Raw genomic sequence first — 25,120 nt, 5'->3', positions numbered from 1 at the left:
TGACCTCTTACTGCGCCTGAACCCGCAGCTCTGCTGCGGAACGGCTACGGTGACCCAACAATGCTTTTACATCACTGGACTTTGGTTTTACCAGGGTGAATTTAGAAGCCCATTCCGGCCAGTTAGCCAGAATTTCTTCACCACGGCCTGACTGGGTGTACTGAACATGTTCAGTAATCAGTCCGCGCAGATGCTCTTCATGAATTGGCAGCTGTTCAACATCCAGCACTTCAACCAATTCCGGATTCACGCGTTTACGGAATTCACCATCTTCATCCAGAACATAAGCAAATCCACCGGTCATCCCTGCGCCGAAGTTAACTCCGGTACGGCCTAACACACAGACAATACCGCCGGTCATATATTCACATCCGTTATCACCAATCCCCTCAACAACCGTGATGGCTCCTGAGTTACGTACAGCGAAACGTTCTCCGGCACGACCTGCGGCAAACAGTTTGCCACCTGTGGCACCGTACAGGCAGGTGTTACCCGCAATAGTCGCATCGTAACTGCGGAATGCTGACCCCATAGGTGGCCGGATTGCCAGCAAACCGCCGGCCATGCCTTTACCGACATAATCGTTCGCGTCTCCGGTCAGGATCATTTCCAGACCCCCGGCATTCCACACCCCGAAACTCTGTCCTGCGGTACCGGAAAAATGTACGCGGATAGGATCGGCAGCCAGGCCCTGATCACCATGAACACTGGCAATAGCACCGGATAAGGTCGCTCCCACAGAACGATCAGTATTCCGAATATCAAAGTAGAACGTTTTACTTTGTCTGAGTTCGACAAATGGTAAAGCCTGCTCCAGTAATGCTTTGTTTAACAGCCCTTTATCAAAAGGGGGGTTACTTTCTGTGCAGTGCAGGGCTTTGCCAGGCATCGGCTGTGCCGTCTTCAGCAACGATGAAAGATCCAGTTTCTGTTGTTTGGCGGTAAATCCGTCCAGCTCTTTGAGTAGATCAGTACGACCGATCAGATCAGTTAACCGGGTCACTCCCAGAGAAGCCATAATCTCACGGGTTTCACGGGCTATAAACTCAAAGTAGTTAGTGACTTTAAATGGCAGACCGTGGTAATGGTTTTTACGCAGTTTGTCATCCTGAGTGGCTACACCGGTCGCACAGTTGTTCAGGTGGCAAATACGCAGGTATTTACAGCCTAATGCAACCATCGGGCCGGTACCGAAACCAAAACTTTCGGCACCAAGGATAGCGGCTTTAACGATATCCAGCCCCGTTTTCAGACCACCATCGATCTGCAGACGGATTTTATGGCGTAAACCATTTGCGACCAGAGCTTGCTGAGTTTCAACTAATCCCAGTTCCCATGGGCAGCCGGCATATTTCACGGAGGTCAGCGGACTGGCCCCGGTACCACCATCGTAACCAGCGACGGTAATTAAATCGGCATAGGCTTTAGCGACCCCGGTAGCAATAGTGCCGACTCCCGGTTCTGACACCAGTTTTACCGAAATCATTGCTTTCGGGTTGACCTGTTTCAGATCGAAGATCAGCTGGGCTAAATCCTCAATTGAATAGATGTCATGGTGCGGTGGTGGCGATATCAGGGTCACCCCGGGAACTGAATAACGCAGACGCGCGATATAAGGCGTTACTTTATCACCAGGTAGCTGACCACCTTCACCAGGTTTCGCTCCCTGGGCGACTTTAATCTGGATAACATCTGCATTCACCAGATAAGCCGGAGTCACACCGAAACGTCCTGAGGCCACCTGCTTGATTCGTGACACTTTATTCGTGCCATAACGTGCCGGGTCTTCACCGCCTTCGCCGGAGTTAGAGAATCCTCCGATGCTGTTCATAGCTTCAGCCAGTGATTCATGCGCTTCAGGGCTCAGAGCGCCAATAGACATCGCTGCGGTATCGAAACGTTTATACAGTTCACTGGCAGGTTCGACATCATCAACATTAATGCTGACGGTGTCTTCGCCTGGCTGGAGTTGCAACAGATCACGGAACGTGGCTGCCGGACGCTGATTGACCAGATCAGCATATTTCTGATAGTCGCTGTATTCACCGCTTTGAACTGCCTGTTGCAGGGTGCCGACGACATCCGGGTTATAAGCGTGGTATTCGCCACCGTGGACGTACTTCAGTAAGCCACCCTGTTCCAGAGTCTTACGTTGCAGCCAGGCACGTTTGGCCAGGTTAACCAAATCCTGCTGGAAGTCAGTAAAACTGGCTCCGGCAATACGGCTGGTCACGTTCTGAAAGCACAGACGGGTCACATCCTGGTGCAGACCAACGGCTTCAAACAGTTTGGAACAACGGTAAGAAGCAATGGTTGAGATGCCCATTTTGGACATGATTTTGTACAGACCTTTGTTGATGCCGTTACGGTAGTTCAGCATCACATTACGGTAATCTTTTTCGATCACCCGGCTATCGCACATCTGAGCCAGAGACTCGTAAGCCAGCCATGGATACACGGCAGTGGCACCAAAGCCAAACAGTACCGCAAAGTGGTGCGGATCGCGGGCTGAGGCCGTTTCAACAATGATGTTGGCATCACAACGTAGATTTTTTTCTACCAGACGTGCCTGTACTGCACCAACGATCATTGGAGCGGGTACCGGTAAACGGCCCGGACTTATCTGACGATCGGAAAGCACCAGCAGTACTGTTCCCTGGCGAACCAGCTCTTCTGCCTCGTCATTCAGGCGATGAATAGCGTGCTCCAGCGTTTCGTTGTCCGGTTCGAATGTACAATCCAGGGTATCGGCACGGTAGTATTTGCCTTCCAGCGTGGTTAGCTGGGTGAAGTCTGAATAGAGGAGAATCGGCGATTTAAAGCTTACCCGATGTGCCTGTCCCTCAGCTTCACAGAAAACGTTCATTTCCTGGCCGATACTGGTCGCCAGTGACATGACGTGGTTTTCACGCAGCGGATCGATTGGCGGGTTGGTCACCTGAGCGAATTGCTGACGGAAATAGTCATAAATGATACGTGGACGGCTGGAGAGTACGGCAAAGGGGGTATCGTCACCCATTGAACCGACAGCCTCCTGGCCATTTTCACCCAGTACCCGCAATACGGTATCCAGCTCTTCGCTGCTGTAACCAAACTGCTTATGGTAAGTTGCCAGCATCGCGTCGGATAACTGACGGCTGCCGACCTGCTCGTCCGGTAACTCTTCAAAAGGCACCAGGCGCTTAACGTTCTTCTCCATCCACTCTTTATAAGGGTGGCGGCTTTTCAGGTCATTATCGGTTTCTGCTGAATGGAGGATACGCCCTTCACGGGTGTCAATAACCATCAGTTCACCCGGACCGACGCGGCCTTTTTCTACCACTTCATCGGGTTGATAGTCCCAGATGCCGACTTCTGAAGCACAGGTAATCAGTTTATCTTTGGTGATGACATAACGGGCCGGGCGTAAGCCATTACGGTCCAGGTTACAGGCTGCATAGCGGCCATCCGACATAACAATCCCCGCCGGGCCATCCCAGGGCTCCATATGCATCGAGTTAAAGTCGAAGAAGGAACGTAATTCCGGGTCCATATCCGGGTTGTTCTGCCAGGCGGGTGGTACCAGTAAGCGCATCGCGCGGATCAGGTCCATACCGCCACTCAGGAACAGCTCCAGCATATTATCCATTGAACTGGAATCCGAGCCTGTTTCATTAACAAATGGCGCCGCATTTTGTAGATCCGGAATCAGTGGCGTATTGAATTTGTATGCACGAGCACGTGCCCACTGACGGTTACCGGCAATGGTATTAATCTCGCCATTGTGCGCCATATAACGGAATGGCTGAGCCAGTGGCCAGCGAGGCACAGTATTGGTAGAAAAGCGCTGATGGAACAGACAAATAGAAGATTCCAGGCGTAAATCAGCCAGATCCAGATAAAAGCGTGGCAGGTCGGCAGGCATGCACAACCCTTTGTAGATATTTACCTGGTTTGAGAAGCTGCACACATAGAAATCACTGTCATTCAGTGCTTCAACGCGTTTTTCTATCCGGCGGCGTGCCATATACAGACGGCGTTCCATATCACGCGGGCGCCAGCCAGCTGGTGCATTAATAAATATCTGCTGGATATCAGGCAGGGAGGAGAGTGCAATTTCGCCCAAAACGTCCTGATTGGTCGGGACCTCACGCCATCCGACCACTGACAGTGTTTCGCGAATAATCTCTTCTTCGACAATCTGACGTGCCGCACTGGCTTTTGCTTCATCGGTGCTCATAAACAGCATACCAACAGCATAATTTTTGGCCAGCCTCCAGCCTTTTTCTTCAGCGACAACGCGGAAGAAACGGTCAGGTTTTTGTAACAGCAGTCCGCAGCCATCTCCGGTTTTGCCGTCAGCAAGAATTGCACCGCGATGTTGCATTCTGGCCAGGCCATGGATGGCGGTACGTACTACTTTATGGCTCGGTTCACCTTCTATATGGGCGATCAGACCAAAACCACAGTTATCCTTTTCAAGGGATTTATCATACAACATTTAGTGAACCTCCCCGGGCTCTATAGACCCTTAATATTCCGGCAGTCAGACATGCTCAGTGAAGGCGACAGAATGAACGCACAAGGTTGCGCCGTTATTCCTTTATCGCCCTATAGCCAGGACTGGTTTAGTCGATGTGACAAGTGCCGGGAACTTGTTACAGGGAACCTCTGCTACTGCATAAATATGGCGGAAAGTGAATCCGCACAGAAAGCTTCCAGTGGATTTCCAACTTATCGGGAAAGTGAAGTCAGGTCAAATAGTGGCGCGTTTTAAGTTGTTATTGACAATTTTTATCTATCATTATGATTATTATGAATTTACTGGACCATCAGGAGGTTTGTTTCGGTGGTGAAGGCGTAGATAAGTGTGAGCTGTCTCACTATAGTGCAGTGCCACAATAACTGCACCATGCTGGTGCCAGGGGGAATTGCAGCAGAAAATGCTACAATGCTCGGCGTTAGCCACTAATATATCTGTTTTTCTTATAATGTCATTTTTGCATCTTACGGTAGCTCATATTAGTAAAATTAATTAAACCATACGATGATTAATGATGCATAAAATTGGTATTTATATTCATTCTCACTTGAAGGTTGGATGAGGTCAGAGACTATTCCCCTGGTACTCATCCCCTGGCTTCCGCAAAATCGATTTTCTACCTGATATTTCCGGTGATCCCTGGTGGTAATTTCCCCTCTGTCCTTTCTGTGACAACATTTTAGGATATGATGGAGGCTACTGTCAGGGAGCGCGTTATGAAACAAATAAGACTGCTAGCACAATATTACGTGGATCTCATGGTCAAACTTGGCCTGGTCCGTTTCTCTTTACTTCTGGCTTCAGCGCTGGTGGTACTGGCCATGATTGTCCAGATGGCCGTCACGCTGGTTCTTCAAGGGCGGGTAGAGAGCATTGATGTCGTTCGATCGGTATTCTTTGGCTTACTGATTACTCCCTGGGCGGTTTATTTTCTGTCGGTAGTGGTTGACCAACTGGAAGATTCCCGACAACGTCTCGCCAGGCTGGTGGATAAACTGGAGGAGATGCGTAAACGTGATTTACAGCTCAACCAACAATTAAAAGAAAACATCCAGCAGCTGAACCAGGAAATTAACGTGCGTAAGGAAGCGGAGCAGGCCCGCGAACATGCCATGGATAAGCTCAGGGAAGAGATGGCGAGTCGTGAAAAAACGCAAATTGAGCTTGAACAGCAGTCAACGTTTTTGCGTTCCTTCCTCGATGCGTCACCGGACCTGGTATTTTACCGAAATATTGATCGTAAGTTTTCGGGCTGTAACCGGGCTGTTGAACTGTTGACCGGCAGAGTTGAAAAACAGCTGGTCGGTCTGTCCCCTAAAGATATTTATGATGCCGATACAGCAGAGAAAATTCTGGAGACCGATGAGAAAGTCTTCCGTCATAACGTTGCTCTGACCTATGAACAGTGGTTGCAGTACCCGGATGGAAAAAAAGCCTGTTTTGAAATTCGTAAAGTTCCTTACTACGACCGTGTGGGCAAACGTAGCGGGCTGATGGGATTTGGTCGCGACATTACTGAACGTAAACGCTACCAGGATGCGCTGGAAAATGCCAGCCGCGAAAAAACGACCTTTATTTCCACGATCAGTCATGAACTTCGTACCCCGTTAAATGGCATTGTTGGCCTGAGCCGGATTCTGCTGGATACCGGGCTTAATCAGGAACAGTTGAATTATCTGAAAACCATTCATGTTTCTGCGATTACTCTGGGGAATATTTTCAATGATGTCATCGAGATGGATAAAATTGAGCGGAGAAAGGTTCAGCTTGATAACCAGCCGATAGATTTCACCGAATTTCTGGCTGACCTGGAAAACCTCTCCGGATTACTGGTACAGCCTAAAGGGCTGAAATTTGTCATGTCGACTCAGCTGCCGCTACCACAAACTATTATTGCTGACGGCACGCGGCTACGGCAGATTTTATGGAACCTGATTGGTAATGCGGTGAAATTTACCCGTGAGGGTGAAATTGTCGTCACGGTAGCCTATGACGAACAGCAACAGCAGTTACGTTTTGACGTTCAGGACTCAGGTATTGGTATTCCGCAAGGTGAGCAGGATAAGATCTTTGCCATGTACTATCAGGTGAAAGATCAGCATGGAGGGAAGCCCGCCACAGGAACCGGCATTGGTCTGGCAATCTCTCACCGGCTGGCTCAGGTGATGGGGGGGAATATCACGGTGCACAGTGCTCCGGGGGAAGGGGCATGTTTCAGTCTGCAGATTCATGCACCCCAGATGGAAACCCGTACTGAAGAGATTAACGAAGAAGATATTTTACCCCTGCCGGCTTTACATATTTTACTGGTCGAAGATATCGAGCTGAATGTTGTTGTGGCTCGCTCGGTGCTGGAAAAACTCGGTTGCAGTACGGAAGTCGCAATGACCGGGAGTGAGGCACTGGAGATGTTCGAGCCGTTAGAGTTCGATATGGTGCTGCTGGATATACAGCTACCGGATATGACCGGACTGGATGTGGCACGCACTTTACATCAACGGTTTGCCGGTCAGCAATTACCGCCTCTGGTTGCGCTTACCGCAAATGTTCTGAAGGATAAAAAAGAGTATCTGGAAGCAGGTATGGATGACGTCTTGAGTAAACCGTTGTCTGTTCCCGCGCTAACGGCAGTGATTGGCAAGTTCTGGAATCAGCATGAATCCTTAGAAGAACCCGGGGAAAATGTTGTAATAGCCGCGGACGAAGGGCACCTGGATATTGCCATGCTCGAACAGTATATGGAGCTGGTGGGATCGCAGCTGATATATCAAAGTCTTGATATGTTTGAAAAAATGATGCCGGGCTATCTCGATGTTTTAGATTCGAACATGATGGCCAGAGATCAGAAAGGGATTGCCGAAGAAGGACATAAAATCAAAGGAGCCGCAGGTTCGGTAGGCTTAAAACACTTGCAACAGGTGGCGAAGCAGATCCAGACGCCTGAACTTCCTGCATGGTGGGATAATGTGCAGGAGTGGATTGATGAACTGCGTCATGAATGGCGTCATGAAGCCGCGATTCTCAGACAGTGGGTAAAAGCCAGGGAACAGAGCACTAATACTAAGCGGCAATAAAAAATGACCCCGGATAAACCGGGGTGCGCGAATATTGCGCCAACACCAGGGAAACTGCTATTCCGCCAGCGAAAAAATTATCGTTTACCGGGCGAACCCGGGCGGCGGAAGGTATTGGTTAGCTATGACTACTACCTTAACAAAAATTGCGATCACTTTGCCACAATTCATTAAGATTTGTGAAGTTGGAATGTTTCCAGACAGAAATATTTTAACAATGATTTAGCCAGTATTGCTGTTCAATAATACGTCACCAGATTATGTAATCGTTTTATTCCCGGGCCGGTAAGGTATCGCGGAGCTAAAGATTATCATTAAAACCTTACAGTTATCAGTGTCTTTGCGGTCTCATATTCTGGTCGTTGCTCTGAATCGTGATTTATATAAAAAAACAACAGCTAAGAAAAATATCCTAAGAAAGCTCACAAATTATTGACTGATTTTAACAAGTTTCTGAGCTTATCATTTTCACTTTCTTTAGTTTAAAAAAGTCGCCGGTCAGTGATGAATGATTCCGGTCATCTGATGCAAACGGCAAGATTGTGTTAATATATGGTTATTTAAGTGGTGTTTTTTGTTTAACGGCGCGTTAAATGTATGGGGCGAGTTACCATTGGGCAGAGAATTAAAACTTAAGACATCTTAATGTTTTGTGGGATTTAGTATTTTGCTGGAACCGATTCCCTTCATTTTCTGAAGTCATTGATGTTACTGAAAGTAACCCGTGTCAGATGTCGCTTCACTGGCTGCTGTTACCCGGGACTTTAGCTAATAAGCGATTACTGACTAATAAATATTTATGAAAAAAACTGTGTTAGCGCTACTCTCAGCAGATGATATGTTTAGCGTAAAAGCCCCGCAGGGATGGATGGATGAGAAAAAAGCATAACAGGGTTGTATCATGGCTAAAGCGTTGCTTGCTTCGCCTGGTGGTGCTGTTGGCAGGAATTACTGCTTCGCTGATACTGCTGTTTTCAGTGGTTCCGGTGCCATTTTCTGCGGTCATGGCAGAACGGCAGATCGGTGCATTTCTGTCCGGAGATACGCAATATCGTGCTCATTCTGACTGGGTGAGCATGTCTAAGATTTCACCCTGGATGCCCCTGGCGGTGATAGCCGGTGAAGACCAGAAATTCCCTCAGCACTGGGGATTTGATTTTGATGCTATGCAGTCCGTACTGGACAGTCGTCAGCATGGGGAAATGCGCGGTGCTTCAACGCTGTCCCAGCAGACCGCAAAAAATCTGTTTCTTTGGGATGGACGTAGCTGGATACGCAAGGGGATGGAAGCGGTACTGACGGTGGGTCTTGAAACGGTCTGGAGCAAAAAGAGAATTCTGACAGTATATCTGAATATCGCCGAATTCGGCCCCGGGATATTCGGGGTACAGGCTGCCGCAGAAGCTTATTTCCATAAACCTGCCAGCCAACTGAGCCGTGAGCAAGCTGCGTTACTGGCTGCGGTACTGCCTAATCCGATAATTTATCATGCCGCTTCGCCTTCAGCATATACCCGCGAACGGCAGCAATGGATTTCTCAACAGATGGGGCAACTGGGAGGAAGGGAGTTTCTGCAACGACATCACCTGTATTGACAGCGACACCGCGGTAATCCCGGGATTTAGTCCTCATCGAAACCAGCGTTAAATAATTCAATCACCGCCTGTAGTGCTTCGGTTTCCTGTGGGCCGGTAGCTTCTACTTCAATCTGCCCTCCCTGGGCTGAGTCCAGCATCAGTAATGCAATAACACTACTGGCATCGGCTTCGGTGCCTGCCTCATTACGCAGAGTCACTTCCGCGTCATAGCTTTGTACCAGCTCAAACAATTTCATTGCCGGGCGGGCATGCATTCCCAGTTTATTTCTGATTTTAACTAATTGCTTGATCGTCATGATTTTTTCTTTTCCAGAGTGCGGTGTCGTGACTGAACGTTTTTTCCCCGTGAGCGGAAGTAGTCCGCCAGTTGTTCAGCAATATACACTGATCGATGTTTACCCCCGGTACAGCCAATCGCGACAGTCAGATAGCTGCGATTGTTGGTTTCCAGCATCGGTAACCAGAGCTCAAGATAGCTACGGGTCTGATAAATAAAATTATGCACTTCGGTATGACGATCAAGAAACGCAGCCACTGGCCGGTCAAGACCGGTGAGCGGTCGCAGTTTTGGGTCCCAGTGAGGATTGGGCAGAAAGCGGACATCAAATACATAATCTGCATCGATAGGGATTCCGTATTTAAATCCAAAAGATTCAAATACTATTGTAAGTTCGCGTTCCCGTTTACCAAGCAGTCGTGTTCTCAGCATTTCGGCCAGTTCGTGCACCGACATCTCAGAGGTATCGATAATTAAATCGGCCCTCGACCGCAGAGGTTCAAGCAGATCGCTCTCTTCATCAATAGCGCTCTCCAGTGACAGGTTTTTACTGGAGAGAGGGTGCAGGCGACGTGTATCACTGTAACGTCGAATCAGAGTATTTCTGTCAGCATCAAGAAAGAGTAACTGCGGAGAAAACTGAGCGGATAACCGGTTAAAGGCATCCTCAAAAATTTCCGGTGACTCAGGCATATTACGCACATCAATACTAACAGCCGCAGAAATATTACGCTTTTCCAGTGAGTTAGCCAGCTCTGGCAGTAAATCGACCGGTAAATTGTCAACACAATAGAACCCCATATCTTCCAGGGCACGTAGTGCGACAGATTTTCCCGACCCTGACCGACCGCTCACGATCATCAGTACCATGATCCTTCTCCCGTCATAATCCCTGGTTAACAGGCTGATTTATTGTTGTTTTTCGTCGCTGCTTTGCTGCTCTTCCATGATGATACTGTAGAGTTCCTGGTCACTTTGTGCTGCCCGCAAACGGCGGCACACAGTTTTATCTGCCAGGCGTTTTGCGACCTGAGATAAGGTATGTAAGTGCGTTTTACACTGATCAGCCGGGACCAGTAGTGCAAACAAAAGGTCCACCGGCTGATTATCGACCGCATCGAATGGAATCGGATGCTCAAGATGAATCAATACCCCAATAGTTCTGAGCGTGTCTTCTTCCAGTTTACCGTGAGGGATGGCAATCCCGTTGCCTATTCCGGTGCTGCCCATCCGTTCACGATTCAGGATCGTCTCAAAAATATTTTGGTGCGGCAGATTCAACTGAGTCGCTGCCAGTTCACTTATTATCTCCAGCGCCCGCTTCTTACTCTGGCAATGTACGTTGTTACGGGTACATTCAAGGGTAAGCACATGGCCAAGTTCAAGTGTCAGATCGCTATTCATATTATTTCGCTTGCAGATTCCACTGCCCATTTTCCGAAGATGGTCACTTATCCGCAGTATTAGCCGTCGGGTCGCTAAACAGCAATACCTGCGGATAAAAGCAGCCACGGAGAGGCAATGTCTGCTGTTTATTTAATGGGATAACTCAGTTTGAAACTAATGCTGTTTCAGTTTTTCTTTGTGGCGGGTTAACTGTCGCGCCAGTTTGTCTGTCAGCCCGTCAATGGCCGAATACATATCATCGGTTGTTGCTGTCGCATGGAGCTCACCTCCGTTCACATGTAAGGTTGCATCTGCAATTTGCTGAACTTTCTCGACCTTCAGGACGATATATACCTGATTGATGTGTTCAAAGTAATGCTCCAGTTTGGCAAATTTTGTGTGAATAAACTGGCGCAGTCCCTCAGTTATTTCAATTTGTTGTCCGGTAATGTTCAGTTGCATAGGCTTTCCTTCTCATGATGTCAAAGCAGCTGTTTACGCTGGTTTGAGGGTGGGATAGATAAAGACTCGCGATATTTAGCAACAGTTCGTCTTGCGACCATGATCCCCTGTTCAGATAACATAGAGGTGAGTTTGCTGTCACTCAAGGGTTTACCCGGATTTTCCGATGAGATTAATTTTTTCACCAGCGCCCGAATCGCCGTTGATGAAGCTTCCCCGCCACCTTCGGTACTGACATGGCTTGAGAAGAAATATTTTAGTTCAAAGATGCCACGCGGACTGTGCAGAAATTTCTGGGTCGTCACCCGCGAGATAGTGGATTCATGCATATCGACTGACTGGGCAATGTCTGCCAGTACCATTGGCCGCATGTACTCTTCCCCTTGCTCAAAAAAAGCCTGCTGCTGTTCGACAATGCAGCGGGTAACCCGCAACAGAGTATCATTTCGGCTTTCCAGGCTTTTAATCAGCCACCGTGCTTCCTGCAAATTACTGCGGATAAACTGATTATCACTGTCGTTGCGCGCTCCGCCACTCATCGCAGCATAATGCTGATTAATGCGTAGGCGTGGCAGGCTGTCGGAATTCAGCTCGACAGTCCACTGGTTGCCTGTTTTCCGCACCAACACATCCGGAATCACATATTCAGACTCACCGGTATGGATAGACTGGCCCGGACGCGGGTCCAGTGACTGAATAAGAGCCATGGCTTCTTTCAGCACATCATCCTTCAGGCGGGTGACACGCATCAGACTGCGAAAATCATGATTAGCCAGTAAATCCAGATGCTCCCGGACAATTAACCGGGCTTCTTCCAGCATAGGGGTTTCCGGGCTGAACTGTGATAGTTGTACCAGCAGGCAGTCTTTCAAATCGCGGGCACCCACGCCTATCGGGTCAAAATGCTGTACCCGTTTCAGAACCGCTTCTACCTCTTCAATACTCAGTTCGTCATCACCAATACTTTCCAGAATGTCTTCCAGTGGAACGGTGAGATAGCCGGTATTATCAATGGCATCCACTATCGAAGTGGCAATCGCACGGTCAGTATCACTGAAGGGCGTCAGTTCAACCTGCCACATCAGATAGTCCTGCAGAGACTGAGTGGTTTCGCCCTGATAGACCGGCAGTTCATCATCCTGATAATCAGTACCCGTACCGGAGGGGGTGCCAGCGGTATAAATTTCATCCCAGGTAGCATCCAGAGGCAGTTCCTCCGGCATATCTTTTTGTTCTAATGCTTCACGGGTGTCCAGAGATGCAGTTTCACCCGACTCCTCAGAATCCACTTCGTTGAGAACTTCGGCCTGTTCCAGTAACGGATTACTTTCCAGTGCCAGTTGCAGTTCCTGCTGTAATTCATGCGTAGAAAGTTGCAACAGTCGTATCGCCTGCTGCAACTGGGGGGTCATTGCCAGTTGTTGGCTGAGCCTGAATTGCAAACTTTGCTTCATAGTGAGGAATGAGTTTCCCGAAAAAATTTCATTGAGGACACATTAACAGAGTCAGAGCCGGAACTCTTCACCGAGATAAACACGTTTCACTTGTTCATCGGCAAGAATATGGTCCGGGGTGCCATGGGCAATCAGTTTACCCTGACTGACAATGTACGCCCGTTCGCAAACTGCCAGCGTTTCGCGGACGTTATGGTCGGTAATCAGTACGCCCAGGCCGCTGTCACGCAGGTGTTCAATGATCTTTTTAATATCAATCACGGATATCGGATCAACACCGGCAAAAGGCTCGTCCAGCAGAATAAATTTCGGATTGGCTGCCAGGGCTCTGGCAATTTCCACCCTGCGGCGTTCCCCGCCTGACAGTGCCTGACCCATGCTGTCACGCAAATGTTCAATATGGAATTCTTCCATCAGTTCATTGGCGCGGTCAGCCCGCTGTTGTGCGTTGAGGTCTTTACGTACCTGTAATACAGCCATCAGATTATCGTAAACACTGAGTCGACGGAAGATCGATGCTTCCTGCGGCAGATAACCAATACCCAATCGCGCACGGGCATGCAGTGGCAGCAGGCTGATATCATCGTTATCGATAATAATTTTCCCGGCATCCCGTGGCACGATACCCACTACCATATAGAAGGTGGTGGTTTTACCGGCCCCGTTAGGCCCCAGTAATCCGACAATTTCGCCTGATTTTACTTCCAGACTGACATCTTCAACGACCCGACGGCCTTTGTAAGCTTTTGCCAGATTTTCTGCTATTAACGTCGCCATAACTGTTATTGACTCTTGTTAGGATGTGCCGGTTTATTATCGTTCTGAAGTTCAGAAGGCATCAGGGTTGTGGTCACACGTTTTTGTTCGCCGCCCTGACTATAAGCCTGCATTTTCTGCTCTTTCACCAGATAAGTGATTCGATCGCCTTTGATATTGCTGTTCAACTGCTCGATGTAGGCATTGCCGGTCAGCTCAACCAGGTCTTTTGCCAGATCGTAATGCAGTTTAGCGGCATGGCCTTTCACCGGTTTACCGTTATCCTGCATCTGGTAGAAGGTGGCAGGATTGCCGTAAGCATCGACCAGCGTTTTCTGGCTGTCGCCACCAGGCCTTGTCACTACCACTTTGTCTGCGGTGATCCTGATGGTTCCCTGGGTGATGATGACATTCCCGGTGAAGGTTGCCACATTCCCCTGCATGTCCATCGACTGATTTTCCGAGGTGATATTTACGGGCTTATCAGAATCACCTGTCACCGCGAGCACTGGCAGGCTGCAACCAAGCAGCGCGGCGACCAACAGCAACCGGATGCTATTTGTTTTGGTTTTGGATTTCATAATCGGTTTTGACCTTTTCAATTAATTCGGCTGTTTTGGCCCGTAAATTGCCACGTAACTTCATCCCGGTTGAACGGAATCCTTGCCCGTAAAGTGTTACCTGATCATCCGAGGTCACATCCTGGGTGGCCAGATTTACCTGTGCATTGTCTGTCGTGATACGTTCAATTTTAGCATTTGGATTGAGTGCCTTGACTTCGACATGTCCATAAAGATACAGCATACGGTTTTTGGTTAATTTGGCTTTATCTGCCTTTACTGACCATGCGGGTGATTCTTGCTGGTCATAGGTCGTCATCACCGGGTTATCGAACCAGCTGACCTGAGATGCATCAAAATAGGATACCTTATCGGATACCAACCGATAAGCTAACGCGCCTTCAGGGTTATAAACCACAGTGTGGGAGCTGGCTGTTGTGTAGGTAGGACTCTGATCATCCTGTGCTACAGATATGGGCTGAGAATCCTGATTTGTCAGGTTCCAGCCAATCAGTACTACCGCAATCACTGCCAGCAGAAGGGTAATCCAGCGTCTGCTTGTACTCATATCGATAACCCTTTGGCATCCTCAAATTTATTTTGCGCCATCAAAATAACATCACAAATCTCGCGTACTGCTCCGCGGCCGCCATTGATACGGGTCACATAATCGGCACGTTGTACGAGCAGGGGATGTGCGTCTGCTACAGATACGCTGAGGCCTACTTTTTCCATAACCGGCCAGTCAATCAGATCGTCACCAATATAGGCGACCTCGTCAGCCTGGAGCGATAGTTTATCCATAAGATCGGCAAAGGCCAAAAGCTTATCTGACTGTCCCTGGTACAGATGACTTATCCCGAGGGTATGACAACGATCTTCCAGCAGTTTGGCTTTTCGGCCGGTGATAATAGCAACTTCGACATTATTGGTTAACAGGCAACGGATACCGTAGCCGTCACGAACATTGAACGCTTTTAGTTCCTCACCATTATTTCCCATATAAATCAGGCCGTCAGACATTACCCCATCGACATCACAGATCAGTAATTTTATTTTTTCGGCACTGGCTATGACCGCAGGGCTGACAGGCCCGTAACACGTATCAATAGGGAGTTTATTGTTCATTTTTTTTTCCTGATCAGACAACACCGGCGCGCAACATATCATGCATATGTATCACACCCACAAGGCGATTGTTATCGGCAACCAATAGTGAGGTGATATTTTTACTCTGCATGACATTCAGGGCATCGACAGCCAGAATATTCGGAGATACACGGATCCCGCCCGGTGTCATGACCTCATCGATGGTGGTTGACTGGAAATTGATATCCATATCGATAACTCGTCGCAAATCACCATCGGTAAAAATACCAGCGATGGTCATATCCTCTTCAGTCACTACGGTCATTCCCAGTTTTTTGCGGGTGATTTCCAACAGAGCATCGCGTAATGATGCATGACGTGAAACACAAGGCATCTCATCACCGGAATGCATAACATCACTCACATGTAACAGTAATTTACGCCCCAATGCTCCGCCAGGATGAGACAAGGCAAAATCTTCGGCAGTAAAACCGCGGGCCTCCAGTAAAGCGACAGCCAGGGCATCCCCCATGACCAGGGTGGCAGTGGTGCTGGTGGTGGGGGCGAGTCCCAGCGGGCAGGCTTCCTGAGGCACCTTCACCGTCAGATGCAGGCCAGCAGCTTTCCCCATAGTGCTCTCTGGCCGGCTAGTCAGGCAAATCAGGGTAATCTTCAGACGCTTAATCACCGGAATCAGTGCCAGTATCTCGTGAGATTCCCCGCTATTTGAAATGGCTATCACGACATCGTCACGTCCGACCATACCCAGATCGCCGTGGCTGGCTTCTCCCGGATGGACAAAAAACGATGGAGTTCCTGTACTGGCAAAGGTGGCCGCCATTTTGCGTGCGATATGGCCCGATTTACCCATGCCCATCACGACCACTTTTCCTGTGCAGCGGAACAGGATTTCGCAGGCCCGGGTGAAGTTTTCATTAATGTATTGCTCCAGTTGAGCAAGCCCTTCGCGTTCAATGCGCAGTACTTTCCTGCCTGCTTCCTTAAAATCAAAACCCGTCAGGGTCGACTGATCAGACATTTTGATGAATCCTTTTAAAGATCATTAATCATCGGGTAGCCCCAGAGAATGGCAACCCAGACAAAAAATCCGCCTAACAGTAACGCACCGGTCAGTCTGCCGATAGTGCGGTTTTTCTTCAGGCAGATCATCGCAAAAACGGTACTGACACCCAGCATTATCCAGTAGTCACGGGAAAAGGCATTACTGTCAATACGGCCCGGGCAGACGATGGCCGGTAAACCCAGAACAATGGCGGTATTATAAATGTTAGCACCCAACAGATTGCCGACCGCGATATCACCTTCACCTTTCAGAGTTCCGGCAATGACTGTTGCCAGTTCTGGCAGGCTGGTTCCGATAGAAATGAAAATTAATGCCATCACTAATTCGCTGATACCCAGATAGTCACCAACGACCACAGCATTGTCCAGAATCATTCGCGTGGCGACCGGTAAGAGTACCAATGCGACTCCCAGCCAGAGAAACGCCACGGTATTACCGGCATCTTCGCCCGGCAGTTCTGCGACCTGTTCTCGTGAGAGTTGATCGCCGGTAGTGGCCTGGCTTTTTCCTGCAATTCGGATAATTCCCCACAGGTAGAGAATAGCCATGACGACCAGGCAAATACCTTCGGTACGGGTCAGCAGATTATCAGCCAGCAACAGTCCACAGAGTAATGTGACCAGCAACATGAGCGGTAATTCCCTGCGTAACAATGCTGAGCTGATTTTCAGAGGATTGAGCAATGCCGCACCGCCAAGAATCAATAATATGTTGGTGATATTTGACCCGACAGCAATCCCCACGGCAAAATCCCGTTGTCCGTGATTTGCGGCGGACAATGACAGGATGATTTCCGGTAGAGAAGTTCCGATTCCCACCACCGTCATCCCGATTATCAGTGGCGGAACTCCCAGTGAACGGCAAAGTATGGATGCGCTAAAAACGAGACGGTCTGCGCCATAGGCCAGCAATAGTAAACCAAGGACCAGCAGAACAATCGCGACAAGCATGGGAATTCCTTTGCCAAAATCTGTAATGAGCAATCACTGCATTACAGCGAAAAGAGAGATCAGTAGTAAACAAGCGCTGATTTTGACTGTCGAAAGGCCAAAAGTAAATTTTATGACGGAATTACACAAAAACGACCTGTAATTTTCTGTAAAAATGACAAGATGCTTTCTCCCGGGCTGGCATCATAGATAACTAAAATGCCCGGACACCTGCAAGGGGTAAACATGGTTCAGCAACAGAAAGGATTAGTGGAAATCCGTGGGGTGAGCTTTACCCGTGGATCCCGCAAAATCTTTGATGACATTTCTTTAACGGTGCCGGAAGGCAAAATTACTGCCATCATGGGTCCCTCTGGTATAGGTAAAACCACGTTATTACGTCTGATTGGTGGTCAGCTGCAGCCAGATAAAGGAGAAATTTTCTTTCACGATGATAATATTCCTGGTTTATCCCGGAGTAAGCTGTACGACGTTCGTAAAAAAATGAGTATGTTGTTTCAGTCAGGCGCCTTGTTTACCGACCTCAGTGTCTATGACAATGTCGCCTGGCCATTGCGGGAACATACTTCCCTGCCTCCGGAGTTGTTGCACAGTACGGTAATGATGAAACTGGAGGCTGTCGGGCTGCGGGGGGCAGAACAACTGACTCCGGCTGAATTGTCTGGTGGTATGGCAAGGCGGGTGGCTTTGGCCAGGGCTATTGCACTTGAGCCGGAACTGATTATGTTTGATGAGCCTTTTGTGGGACAGGACCCCATTACTATGGGGGTGCTGGTTAAGCTGATTGATGAACTGAACCACGCATTGGGACTGACCTGTATTGTGGTTTCTCACGATGTTCCGGAAGTCCTCAGTATTGCCGACTATGCTTATATTGTGGCCGGGCAGAAGATTATTGCACAGGGAGATGCAGCACAATTACGCCAGAATGATGATCCGCGTGTGCGGCAGTTTATTGATGGCCATGCAGATGGTCCGGTACCCTTCAGGTTTCCGGCCGGTGATTACCTCACCGATTTGCTAAGTCCCGGGAGGCACTAAATCCATGTTGTTACAGGCAGTCGCGTCATTAGGGCGTTGGGGAATTAAGAGCTGCAGGTCATTTGGCCGCGCGGGGTTAATGCTATTCCATGCGCTGGTGGGTAAGCCCGAGTTTGCAAAACACAGCCGTCTGGTAGTGAAACAAATCTACAGTGTAGGGGTACTCTCACTGCTGATTATTCTCGTCTCGGGACTGTTTATCGGGATGGTGCTGGGATTACAGGGGTATCTGGTACTAAAAACCTACGGAGCGGAAACCAGCCTCGGAATGCTGGTGGCGTTATCGCTATTGCGCGAGCTGGGACCGGTCGTAACCGCGTTACTGTTTGCCGGCCGTGCCGGCTCAGCATTGACAGCTGAAGTCGGATTGATGAAAGCCACCGAGCAGCTCTCCAGCATGGAAATGATGGCAGTGGATCCGATAAGACGGGTCGTGGCACCGCGTTTCTGGGCCGGGGTGATCAGTATGCCGTTACTGGCCATGATGTTTACGGCCATTGGGATTGCCGGCGGTGCACTGGTTGGGGTGAGCTGGAAAGGAATTGATTCCGGATTTTTCTGGTCTGCTATGCATGGCGCGGTCGATTTCCGGATGGATATTGTTAACTGTGTGGTGAAAAGCATCGTGTTTGCGATTGCGGTTTCATGGATAGCATTATTTAACGGTTATGATGCCATTCCGACGTCTGAAGGCATCAGTCGCGCGACGACACGAACGGTGGTTCATTCGTCTCTTGCTATTCTTGGGTTAGATTTTGTGCTGACAGCACTGATGTTTGGGAATTAACGCAATGCAAAGTAAAAAAAGTGAAATCTGGGTAGGTATTTTCCTGTTACTGGCGCTGATTGCCGCGCTATTTCTTTGTCTGCGCGTCGCCGATTTGAAATCCTTTGGCACAGAACCAACATGGAAATTGTATGCGACCTTTGACAATATTGGCGGGCTGAAGGTGAGCTCACCGGTGGAGATTGGTGGTGTAGTGATTGGGCGTGTGACTAATATCTCACTTGATGACAGCACACTCTCACCAAAAGTCACTATGGCAATCTATGATACTTATGCCGGAAAAATCCCCGATACCAGTTCGCTGGCGATCCGTACTCAGGGTCTGTTAGGTGAGCAGTTCCTGGCGCTGAATCTTGGATTTAATGACCCGGATTTAGGTTCATCGATACTGAAAAATGGCGATACGTTGCGTGACACCAAATCGGCGATAGTCCTCGAAGATTTGATTGGTCAGTTCCTTTATAAAAATAACGATAGCGACAAAGACAAGCATTCACCGGCAGGTGCTGACAGTTCTTCTGCGGCAGCGCCGACCCACTAAGAGGATATTCTATGTTATTTAAACGTTTCGTGATGGCAGCCATGCTGGTTATCCTGCCACTGGCAGCAGCCAATGCGGCAGACCAGGTGGATCAGACGAATCCTTACACGCTGATGAATCAGGCGGCGGAGAAGACCTTTTCCCGTCTGAAAAATGAGCAGGCAAAAATTAAACAAGATCCAAACTATCTGCGTACCATCGTCCGTGAAGAACTGATGCCTTATGTCCAGGTAAAATATGCCGGAGCATTAGTGCTGGGACGTTTCTACAACCAGGCCACTCCGGCTCAGCGTGATGCTTACTATCAGGCATTTGGCGATTACCTGACACAAGCTTACGGTCAGGCGCTGGCGATGTATCATGGTCAGACATATCAAATTCAGTCTCCGCAACCTCTGGGTGATGCGAATATTGTTGCCATCCGTGTCACTATTATTGACCCGAATGGTCGTCCTCCGGTCCGTCTTGACTTCCAGTGGCGGAAAAACACCCGTACTGGTGCATGGCAGGCCTACGATATGGTGGCTGAAGGAATCAGTATGATCACCACCAAACAGAACGAGTGGGGGGATCTGCTACGTACCAAAGGTATTGATGACTTAACTGCACAGTTAAAAACTTATGCAGCTCAGCCGATCACTCTGGGCCAGCAGAACTGATGAGCAGCGAACTGCAATGGCAGCAACAGGCCTCAGCATTACGATTGACCGGCAAGCTTGATCACGAAACTCTCCTGCCTCTTTGGAATCAACGAAATGCCGTGATGCAGGGGATTTCTGAAATGGACCTTTCCGGGCTGAGTCGGGTGGATTCGGCTGGACTGGCTTTGCTGGTGCACCTGCAGGATATTGTTCGCCGTCAGGGGACTCAGCTAACATTTAGCGGCATCTCTGATAAATTACAGTCATTAATCGCACTGTATAATCTGCAACATATTATTGTTTCTTCGAAGGAAAGCCGTTAATTCCTGCCTTGCACATTAAAAGCCCCTGATTTAATCAGGGGCTTTTGTGTATTTAAGATAATGTCGCTTTCTAATAAGATAGGCGCTGATTATGATTATCGGAAGCTGAAAGCAATGGAAAATAATGAGATTCAGGCAGTCCTGATGCAGGCTTTGTCGCTGGACGAAGTTCATGTGAGTGGCGATGGCAGCCATTTCCAGGTGATTGCGGTGAGTGATATTTTTGAAACCATGAGCCGTGTGAAAAAACAGCAGGCAGTGTATGCCCCGCTCATGGAATATATTGCAGATAACCGTATTCATGCGGTATCGATCAAGACCTACACCCCTGCCGAATGGGCACGGGATCGTAAACTGAGTGGCTTTTAAACCTGTTCTTCAGGAAATTCGAGCCGGCAGGTCAGTACCTTTTATGAATGCTAATTGAGAGCTGTGTTAATGGAAAAATTTCGAGTACAGGGGCCCACCCGCTTAAGTGGTGAAGTTACCATTTCCGGAGCAAAAAATGCAGCGTTACCGATTCTGTTTGCAGCTTTGCTGGCCGAAGAACCGGTTGAAATTAAAAATGTCCCGAAATTACGCGACATTGATACCACGATGAAACTGCTCGGCCAACTGGGTGTAAAAGCTGAACGTAATGGTGCTGTTCACCTGGATGCCAGCGATGTCACTATTTTCTGTGCCCCCTATGATCTGGTCAAAACTATGCGTGCCTCCATCTGGGCCCTTGGGCCACTGGTCGCGCGTTTTGGGCAGGGGCAGGTTTCTTTACCGGGTGGCTGTGCGATTGGTGCTCGCCCGGTCGATTTGCATATCAGTGGTCTGGAGCAACTGGGTGCCGAAATTCGTCTGGAAGAAGGCTACGTTAAAGCATCGGTTGATGGTCGGCTGAAAGGTGCCCATATCGTTATGGACAAAGTCAGTGTTGGCGCAACCGTGACTATCATGAGTGCGGCAACGTTGGCGACCGGGACGACTATCATTGAAAATGCTGCCCGTGAACCTGAAATTGCAGATACTGCCGGTTTCCTGAACGCCATTGGTGCAAAAATCACCGGCGCAGGGACTGACAGAATCACGATTGAAGGTGTGGAACGTCTGGGGGGCGGTAGCTATGAAGTGGTGCCCGATCGTATCGAAACCGGGACTTTCCTGGTCGCCGCGGCTATCTCCGGTGGTAAAGTTGTCTGTCGTAAGACCCGTCCGGATACGATGGATGCTGTGCTGGCTAAGCTGCGTGAAGCTGGTGCTGATATTGAGACTGGTGAAGACTGGATCAGCCTGGATATGCATGGACACCGGCCAAAGGCGGTGAATATCCGCACTGCGCCTCATCCTGGCTTCCCGACAGATATGCAAGCCCAGTTTACACTGCTGAATCTGGTAGCAGAAGGCACTGGAGTCATCACCGAAACCATTTTCGAAAATCGCTTTATGCATGTCCCTGAACTGATTCGTATGGGTGCGCACGCTGAGATTGAAAGCAATACGGCAATCTGTCATGGCACAGATAAATTGTCTGGTGCTCAGGTTATGGCAACAGATTTACGAGCTTCCGCGAGTCTGGTACTGGCAGGGTGTATCGCTGAAGGTGAGACTATTGTCGATCGTATTTATCACATCGATCGTGGCTACGAGCGTATTGAAGATAAGCTGCGTAGCCTGGGGGCTCATATCGAACGGATGAAGGGAGAGGACGAACACGCGGTAGAATAATCAATCGCTAATTGTTTCTCCCGTGACACAACAGGCCCATGGCAGAGATGCCAGGGCCTGTTTTATTTCATGCGGTAAAAGCTACTGTGGCAAGGGCTGAGTCTGCTCATGACGTGGTAGCCGGCGCATCAGTTTTTCCCGGTCGAGTAATTCATGAGTAATGGGATCATAGTAACGGCTCGGCCATATTTCTGCCGGATGAATATCAATAGCTTTGGCAATCAGCCATTCACCTTTTGGCCACGGGCGGGATAATGCATTCGCCAGGGTTGAAGAACTTAACCCCGCATTTCTTGATACTGCAGCCAGAGAAGTTCCTTTTTTTCTGAGCGCCGCGATGATATCTGCAGTGTGCCAGTCCTTTTTCAACGTATTCATCTTATTCTCCTTTTCAGATGCCAGCGATGTCTTCCGGACATCGTTTCATTTAACGCGATAAAATTACATCGTTTATGGAAACAGGTATATCAAAAAACGACTAATAATTTCATAAAATTAATTTAAAAACCGCGAATTTACTACAGCCGTCGCAATTCCGGGTAAAAGCTGGCTGAAAACATCTGAAAATATACGGGCGGGATCAGATAAATGGGGAGAATGGAAAGAGGGGAAGGGCGATCCGTAACGATCGTCCCGAAATAAAGGCAAAGGGCACGGATCCTTTGCCTGTCGGCAACCGATCCGTCGGGAGATTAATGATCGCGCTGAACAGACATATGGGCCAGTGACTCTAGTGCCTGACGCCACGGAGTATCAGGCAGAACCTGCAATGCCAGAATAGCTTTATCTGCTTCGGTTTCAGCCCGTTGGCGGGTCCATTCCAGAGAACCACATTGCTGCATGGTTTCCTGAACCTGCTCCAGCAGGTGACGACCATTACCTTGCTCAATGGCCTGGCGGATCATTGCTGACTGTTCAGGATTACCGTGTTTCATTGCGTGCAGTAATGGCAGGGTCGGTTTGCCTTCACTCAGATCATCACCGACATTTTTACCCAGCGCAGTATTATCGGCGCTGTAATCCAGCAGATCGTCGATCAACTGGAAAGCGGTACCAATATAACGTCCGTAATCCCGTAACGCCTGTTCCTGCTCATCACTGGCGCCAGCCAAAATGGCGGATGTCTGGGAAGCAGCCTCAAACAACCTCGCCGTTTTACTGTAAATGACCCGCATATAACTTTCTTCAGTAATATCCGGATCGTTACAGTTCATCAACTGCAGCACTTCGCCTTCAGAGATCACATTAACGGCTTCTGACATCAGGGCAAGGATCTTTAACGATCCCAGACTGGTCATCATCTGGAAGGCCCGGGTGTATATGAAATCGCCCACCAGGACGCTGGCGGCATTTCCAAAGGCAGCATTCGCGGTGGCTTTTCCGCGACGCATATCCGATTCATCCACCACGTCATCGTGCAGCAATGTGGCGGTGTGAATAAATTCGATCAGTGCGGCGTTGAGAATATGTTGGTCGCCCTGGTAACCGAGTGCTCTTGCTGCCAGAACTGCAATCATCGGACGAATGCGTTTGCCTCCGCCGCTGACGATGTAATGACCCAGTTGGCTGATAAGCGCAACATCGGAGTTCAGCTGGTCAAGAATGGTCTGATTGACGGCCGACATATCGGCGGAAGTGATTTCTGTAATTTGTTCTAATTTCATACGTCTTTTCAGTTTTTGACTCGGTTTTGGCCATTTTAGGGCCGTTTAAGCAACAGTGTTCAGATAGTTTGTTTCATCCTGTATCTGAATAAATTTCCCTGTCTGCAGTAACGCTGGCTTCCGGCAGTTTCAACAGACGCCAGCGGCCTTCGAATGCTACCTATTGTACTTGAATTTTGATTACAGGAAACACCCGGCTGTGCCCTGTGTTTTTTTTCTGCAATACCCTGCAAACGAGGCTTGTCTTCTGTGTGATATTTGCGTAGAATTCGCGCCCTATTGTGAATATTTATAGCGCCGCCTGATTTACTCAGAAAGGGCTAGCGCAGAAGCGGAGTTTTATATGTACGCGGTTTTCCAAAGTGGTGGTAAACAACACCGAGTTAGCGAAGGTCAGACCGTTCGCCTGGAAAAGCTTGATATCGCAACCGGTGAAACCATTGAGTTTGACCAGGTTCTGATGATTGCCAACGGCGAAGAAGTTACCATTGGTGCTCCACTGGTTTCAGGTGGTGTTATCAAAGCTGAAGTCGTGGCTCATGGTCGTGGTGAGAAAATTAAGATTGTTAAGTTTCGTCGCCGTAAACACTATCGTAAGCAGCAGGGTCACCGTCAGTGGTTCACTGATGTGAAGATCACTGGCATCAGCGCTTAACAGGAGATTTGACAAATGGCTCATAAAAAGGCTGGCGGCTCCACACGTAACGGTCGCGATTCTAACGCAAAACGCCTGGGCGTAAAACGCTTTGGCGGAGAAACTGTACTGGCAGGTAGCATCATCGTTCGCCAGCGCGGAACCAAATTCCACGCGGGTAACAACGTAGGTTGTGGTCGTGACCACACCCTGTTTGCTACTGCAAACGGTCAGATCAAATTCGAAGTTAAAGGTCCGGACAACCGTAAATACGTCAGCATCATTGCTGAGTAATGGTTGAGTGGCCCGGCAGCATAATCGTTGCCTGACTTAACGAGTTAAAGCCCCGCAGCTTGTGCGGGGCTTTTTACATTCTGCTGCCCTATCCACAGTAAACCCCCGCGTACCTCAGCAGAATGCTGTACACTGGACAGATAAAATACAGAATACTGATACTGGCATGTATGCCGGTATTATCCGCCGCCGGTCAGCAGAGCCGACCCTGGCGGGCCCGTCTGTAGAGCCGGAGTCTTTACAGGCGCAAGAGTGACGGAGAAGAGA

Annotated in this window: 25 protein-coding genes; 11 read left to right on the top strand and 14 right to left on the bottom strand. The window is 49.0% G+C overall.

Annotation, left to right across the window (positions count from 1 at the left end):
* Positions 1 to 7 precede the first annotated feature (7 nt).
* Complete coding sequence (gene gltB / locus B3Z23_RS15100; RefSeq protein ID WP_294911606.1) at positions 8 to 4,480, bottom strand: glutamate synthase large subunit; 4,473 nt, start codon at positions 4,478 to 4,480, stop codon at positions 8 to 10.
* Between the two features lie 758 nt (positions 4,481 to 5,238).
* On the opposite strand from gltB, the gene arcB reads away from it, so the two are divergent.
* Together arcB and mtgA are read left to right on the top strand one after the other, a co-directional pair.
* Positions 5,239 to 7,596, top strand: coding sequence for an aerobic respiration two-component sensor histidine kinase ArcB (gene arcB / locus B3Z23_RS15095; protein WP_294911604.1), 2,358 nt, complete (start codon positions 5,239 to 5,241; stop codon positions 7,594 to 7,596).
* Positions 7,597 to 8,468: 872 nt separating this feature from the next.
* On the top strand, positions 8,469 to 9,191 hold the full coding sequence (gene mtgA / locus B3Z23_RS15090) for a monofunctional biosynthetic peptidoglycan transglycosylase (protein WP_294911603.1): 723 nt from the start codon (positions 8,469 to 8,471) through the stop codon (positions 9,189 to 9,191).
* Positions 9,192 to 9,217: 26 nt separating this feature from the next.
* Here mtgA and npr read toward each other — a convergent pair whose 3' ends face one another.
* The 11 genes from npr to B3Z23_RS15035 all read right to left on the bottom strand — a co-directional run bounded on the left by npr (position 9,218) and on the right by B3Z23_RS15035 (position 17,212).
* Positions 9,218 to 9,490: a PTS phosphocarrier protein NPr gene (gene npr / locus B3Z23_RS15085; protein ID WP_294911601.1), complete on the bottom strand. Its 273-nt coding sequence runs from the start codon at positions 9,488 to 9,490 to the stop codon at positions 9,218 to 9,220.
* Positions 9,487 to 10,341 (bottom strand): RNase adapter RapZ, encoded by an 855-nt coding sequence (gene rapZ / locus B3Z23_RS15080; protein ID WP_038016847.1) that lies wholly within the window; start codon positions 10,339 to 10,341, stop codon positions 9,487 to 9,489. The genes npr and rapZ overlap by 4 nt, the downstream gene beginning before the upstream one ends.
* 39 nt (positions 10,342 to 10,380) lie before the next feature.
* On the bottom strand, positions 10,381 to 10,875 hold the full coding sequence (ptsN, locus tag B3Z23_RS15075; protein ID WP_294911599.1) for a PTS IIA-like nitrogen regulatory protein PtsN: 495 nt from the start codon (positions 10,873 to 10,875) through the stop codon (positions 10,381 to 10,383).
* A 156-nt stretch (positions 10,876 to 11,031) separates the two neighbouring features.
* On the bottom strand, positions 11,032 to 11,319 hold the full coding sequence (gene hpf, locus B3Z23_RS15070) for a ribosome hibernation promoting factor (RefSeq protein WP_038016849.1): 288 nt from the start codon (positions 11,317 to 11,319) through the stop codon (positions 11,032 to 11,034).
* 20 nt (positions 11,320 to 11,339) lie between these two features.
* Positions 11,340 to 12,773: an RNA polymerase factor sigma-54 gene (rpoN, locus tag B3Z23_RS15065; protein WP_294911597.1), complete on the bottom strand. Its 1,434-nt coding sequence runs from the start codon at positions 12,771 to 12,773 to the stop codon at positions 11,340 to 11,342.
* Between the two features lie 51 nt (positions 12,774 to 12,824).
* On the bottom strand, positions 12,825 to 13,550 hold the full coding sequence (lptB, locus tag B3Z23_RS15060; protein WP_038016853.1) for an LPS export ABC transporter ATP-binding protein: 726 nt from the start codon (positions 13,548 to 13,550) through the stop codon (positions 12,825 to 12,827).
* Between the two features lie 5 nt (positions 13,551 to 13,555).
* The gene (gene lptA, locus B3Z23_RS15055) at positions 13,556 to 14,110 is read right to left on the bottom strand and encodes a lipopolysaccharide ABC transporter substrate-binding protein LptA (protein ID WP_294911595.1); all 555 of its coding nucleotides are present in this window, start codon (positions 14,108 to 14,110) and stop codon (positions 13,556 to 13,558) included.
* Positions 14,085 to 14,657 carry an LPS export ABC transporter periplasmic protein LptC gene (gene lptC, locus B3Z23_RS15050; RefSeq protein WP_294911593.1) on the bottom strand — a complete coding sequence of 191 codons (573 nt, stop codon included), beginning with the start codon at positions 14,655 to 14,657 and terminating at the stop codon, positions 14,085 to 14,087. The genes lptA and lptC overlap by 26 nt, the downstream gene beginning before the upstream one ends.
* Positions 14,654 to 15,217, bottom strand: coding sequence for a 3-deoxy-manno-octulosonate-8-phosphatase KdsC (gene kdsC / locus B3Z23_RS15045; protein ID WP_294911591.1), 564 nt, complete (start codon positions 15,215 to 15,217; stop codon positions 14,654 to 14,656). The genes lptC and kdsC overlap by 4 nt, the downstream gene beginning before the upstream one ends.
* 13 nt (positions 15,218 to 15,230) lie before the next feature.
* Positions 15,231 to 16,217: an arabinose-5-phosphate isomerase KdsD gene (kdsD, locus tag B3Z23_RS15040; protein WP_294911589.1), complete on the bottom strand. Its 987-nt coding sequence runs from the start codon at positions 16,215 to 16,217 to the stop codon at positions 15,231 to 15,233.
* Positions 16,218 to 16,231: 14 nt separating this feature from the next.
* Positions 16,232 to 17,212: a calcium/sodium antiporter gene (locus B3Z23_RS15035; RefSeq protein ID WP_294911587.1), complete on the bottom strand. Its 981-nt coding sequence runs from the start codon at positions 17,210 to 17,212 to the stop codon at positions 16,232 to 16,234.
* A 225-nt stretch (positions 17,213 to 17,437) separates the two neighbouring features.
* Between B3Z23_RS15035 and mlaF the strand changes: the two genes are divergently transcribed.
* From mlaF to murA, 7 genes are all read left to right on the top strand, one after another.
* Complete coding sequence (gene mlaF / locus B3Z23_RS15030) at positions 17,438 to 18,253, top strand: phospholipid ABC transporter ATP-binding protein MlaF (protein ID WP_294911585.1); 816 nt, start codon at positions 17,438 to 17,440, stop codon at positions 18,251 to 18,253.
* Between the two features lie 4 nt (positions 18,254 to 18,257).
* Positions 18,258 to 19,040, top strand: coding sequence for a lipid asymmetry maintenance ABC transporter permease subunit MlaE (gene mlaE / locus B3Z23_RS15025; RefSeq protein WP_038016865.1), 783 nt, complete (start codon positions 18,258 to 18,260; stop codon positions 19,038 to 19,040).
* A 4-nt stretch (positions 19,041 to 19,044) separates the two neighbouring features.
* Positions 19,045 to 19,581: an outer membrane lipid asymmetry maintenance protein MlaD gene (gene mlaD, locus B3Z23_RS15020; RefSeq protein ID WP_294911583.1), complete on the top strand. Its 537-nt coding sequence runs from the start codon at positions 19,045 to 19,047 to the stop codon at positions 19,579 to 19,581.
* Positions 19,582 to 19,592: 11 nt separating this feature from the next.
* Positions 19,593 to 20,240: a phospholipid-binding protein MlaC gene (mlaC, locus tag B3Z23_RS15015; protein WP_294911581.1), complete on the top strand. Its 648-nt coding sequence runs from the start codon at positions 19,593 to 19,595 to the stop codon at positions 20,238 to 20,240.
* On the top strand, positions 20,240 to 20,545 hold the full coding sequence (mlaB, locus tag B3Z23_RS15010; protein ID WP_294911579.1) for a lipid asymmetry maintenance protein MlaB: 306 nt from the start codon (positions 20,240 to 20,242) through the stop codon (positions 20,543 to 20,545). The genes mlaC and mlaB overlap by 1 nt, the downstream gene beginning before the upstream one ends.
* A gap of 114 nt (positions 20,546 to 20,659) precedes the next feature.
* Positions 20,660 to 20,914, top strand: a complete 255-nt coding sequence (gene ibaG, locus B3Z23_RS15005) for a BolA family iron metabolism protein IbaG (protein ID WP_038016965.1) — start codon at positions 20,660 to 20,662, stop codon at positions 20,912 to 20,914.
* A gap of 69 nt (positions 20,915 to 20,983) precedes the next feature.
* Positions 20,984 to 22,261, top strand: a complete 1,278-nt coding sequence (murA, locus tag B3Z23_RS15000) for a UDP-N-acetylglucosamine 1-carboxyvinyltransferase (RefSeq protein ID WP_294911577.1) — start codon at positions 20,984 to 20,986, stop codon at positions 22,259 to 22,261.
* 81 nt (positions 22,262 to 22,342) lie between these two features.
* Here murA and B3Z23_RS14995 read toward each other — a convergent pair whose 3' ends face one another.
* Positions 22,343 to 22,639, bottom strand: a complete 297-nt coding sequence (locus tag B3Z23_RS14995; protein WP_038016875.1) for a helix-turn-helix domain-containing protein — start codon at positions 22,637 to 22,639, stop codon at positions 22,343 to 22,345.
* Positions 22,640 to 22,953: 314 nt separating this feature from the next.
* Entirely contained in the window at positions 22,954 to 23,925 is a 972-nt protein-coding gene (gene ispB, locus B3Z23_RS14990) for an octaprenyl diphosphate synthase (protein ID WP_294911574.1), read from the bottom strand.
* A 343-nt stretch (positions 23,926 to 24,268) separates the two neighbouring features.
* Here ispB and rplU point away from each other — a divergent pair, with 343 nt between their 5' ends.
* Positions 24,269 to 24,580 carry a 50S ribosomal protein L21 gene (gene rplU, locus B3Z23_RS14985; RefSeq protein WP_038016880.1) on the top strand — a complete coding sequence of 104 codons (312 nt, stop codon included), beginning with the start codon at positions 24,269 to 24,271 and terminating at the stop codon, positions 24,578 to 24,580.
* Between the two features lie 15 nt (positions 24,581 to 24,595).
* Positions 24,596 to 24,853, top strand: a complete 258-nt coding sequence (gene rpmA, locus B3Z23_RS14980; RefSeq protein WP_038016882.1) for a 50S ribosomal protein L27 — start codon at positions 24,596 to 24,598, stop codon at positions 24,851 to 24,853.
* Positions 24,854 to 25,120 lie beyond the last annotated feature (267 nt).

Origin of the sequence: Tatumella sp. UBA2305 (assembly GCF_002345795.1) — a bacterium.
In the GTDB taxonomy this organism is placed as follows: Bacteria; Pseudomonadota; Gammaproteobacteria; order Enterobacterales; family Enterobacteriaceae; genus Tatumella; species Tatumella morbirosei.
This window is presented reverse-complemented; position numbering and strand designations above follow the sequence as displayed.

Coding starts and splice junctions, on each gene's coding strand:
- gltB (WP_294911606.1), bottom strand. CDS start 4,480: ATGTTGTATGATAAATCCCTTGAAAAGGATAACTGTGGTTTTGGTCTG.
- arcB (WP_294911604.1), top strand. CDS start 5,239: ATGAAACAAATAAGACTGCTAGCACAATATTACGTGGATCTCATGGTC.
- mtgA (WP_294911603.1), top strand. CDS start 8,469: ATGAGAAAAAAGCATAACAGGGTTGTATCATGGCTAAAGCGTTGCTTG.
- npr (WP_294911601.1), bottom strand. CDS start 9,490: ATGACGATCAAGCAATTAGTTAAAATCAGAAATAAACTGGGAATGCAT.
- rapZ (WP_038016847.1), bottom strand. CDS start 10,341: ATGGTACTGATGATCGTGAGCGGTCGGTCAGGGTCGGGAAAATCTGTC.
- ptsN (WP_294911599.1), bottom strand. CDS start 10,875: ATGAATAGCGATCTGACACTTGAACTTGGCCATGTGCTTACCCTTGAA.
- hpf (WP_038016849.1), bottom strand. CDS start 11,319: ATGCAACTGAACATTACCGGACAACAAATTGAAATAACTGAGGGACTG.
- rpoN (WP_294911597.1), bottom strand. CDS start 12,773: ATGAAGCAAAGTTTGCAATTCAGGCTCAGCCAACAACTGGCAATGACC.
- lptB (WP_038016853.1), bottom strand. CDS start 13,550: ATGGCGACGTTAATAGCAGAAAATCTGGCAAAAGCTTACAAAGGCCGT.
- lptA (WP_294911595.1), bottom strand. CDS start 14,110: ATGAAATCCAAAACCAAAACAAATAGCATCCGGTTGCTGTTGGTCGCC.
- lptC (WP_294911593.1), bottom strand. CDS start 14,657: ATGAGTACAAGCAGACGCTGGATTACCCTTCTGCTGGCAGTGATTGCG.
- kdsC (WP_294911591.1), bottom strand. CDS start 15,217: ATGAACAATAAACTCCCTATTGATACGTGTTACGGGCCTGTCAGCCCT.
- kdsD (WP_294911589.1), bottom strand. CDS start 16,217: ATGTCTGATCAGTCGACCCTGACGGGTTTTGATTTTAAGGAAGCAGGC.
- B3Z23_RS15035 (WP_294911587.1), bottom strand. CDS start 17,212: ATGCTTGTCGCGATTGTTCTGCTGGTCCTTGGTTTACTATTGCTGGCC.
- mlaF (WP_294911585.1), top strand. CDS start 17,438: ATGGTTCAGCAACAGAAAGGATTAGTGGAAATCCGTGGGGTGAGCTTT.
- mlaE (WP_038016865.1), top strand. CDS start 18,258: ATGTTGTTACAGGCAGTCGCGTCATTAGGGCGTTGGGGAATTAAGAGC.
- mlaD (WP_294911583.1), top strand. CDS start 19,045: ATGCAAAGTAAAAAAAGTGAAATCTGGGTAGGTATTTTCCTGTTACTG.
- mlaC (WP_294911581.1), top strand. CDS start 19,593: ATGTTATTTAAACGTTTCGTGATGGCAGCCATGCTGGTTATCCTGCCA.
- mlaB (WP_294911579.1), top strand. CDS start 20,240: ATGAGCAGCGAACTGCAATGGCAGCAACAGGCCTCAGCATTACGATTG.
- ibaG (WP_038016965.1), top strand. CDS start 20,660: ATGGAAAATAATGAGATTCAGGCAGTCCTGATGCAGGCTTTGTCGCTG.
- murA (WP_294911577.1), top strand. CDS start 20,984: ATGGAAAAATTTCGAGTACAGGGGCCCACCCGCTTAAGTGGTGAAGTT.
- B3Z23_RS14995 (WP_038016875.1), bottom strand. CDS start 22,639: ATGAATACGTTGAAAAAGGACTGGCACACTGCAGATATCATCGCGGCG.
- ispB (WP_294911574.1), bottom strand. CDS start 23,925: ATGAAATTAGAACAAATTACAGAAATCACTTCCGCCGATATGTCGGCC.
- rplU (WP_038016880.1), top strand. CDS start 24,269: ATGTACGCGGTTTTCCAAAGTGGTGGTAAACAACACCGAGTTAGCGAA.
- rpmA (WP_038016882.1), top strand. CDS start 24,596: ATGGCTCATAAAAAGGCTGGCGGCTCCACACGTAACGGTCGCGATTCT.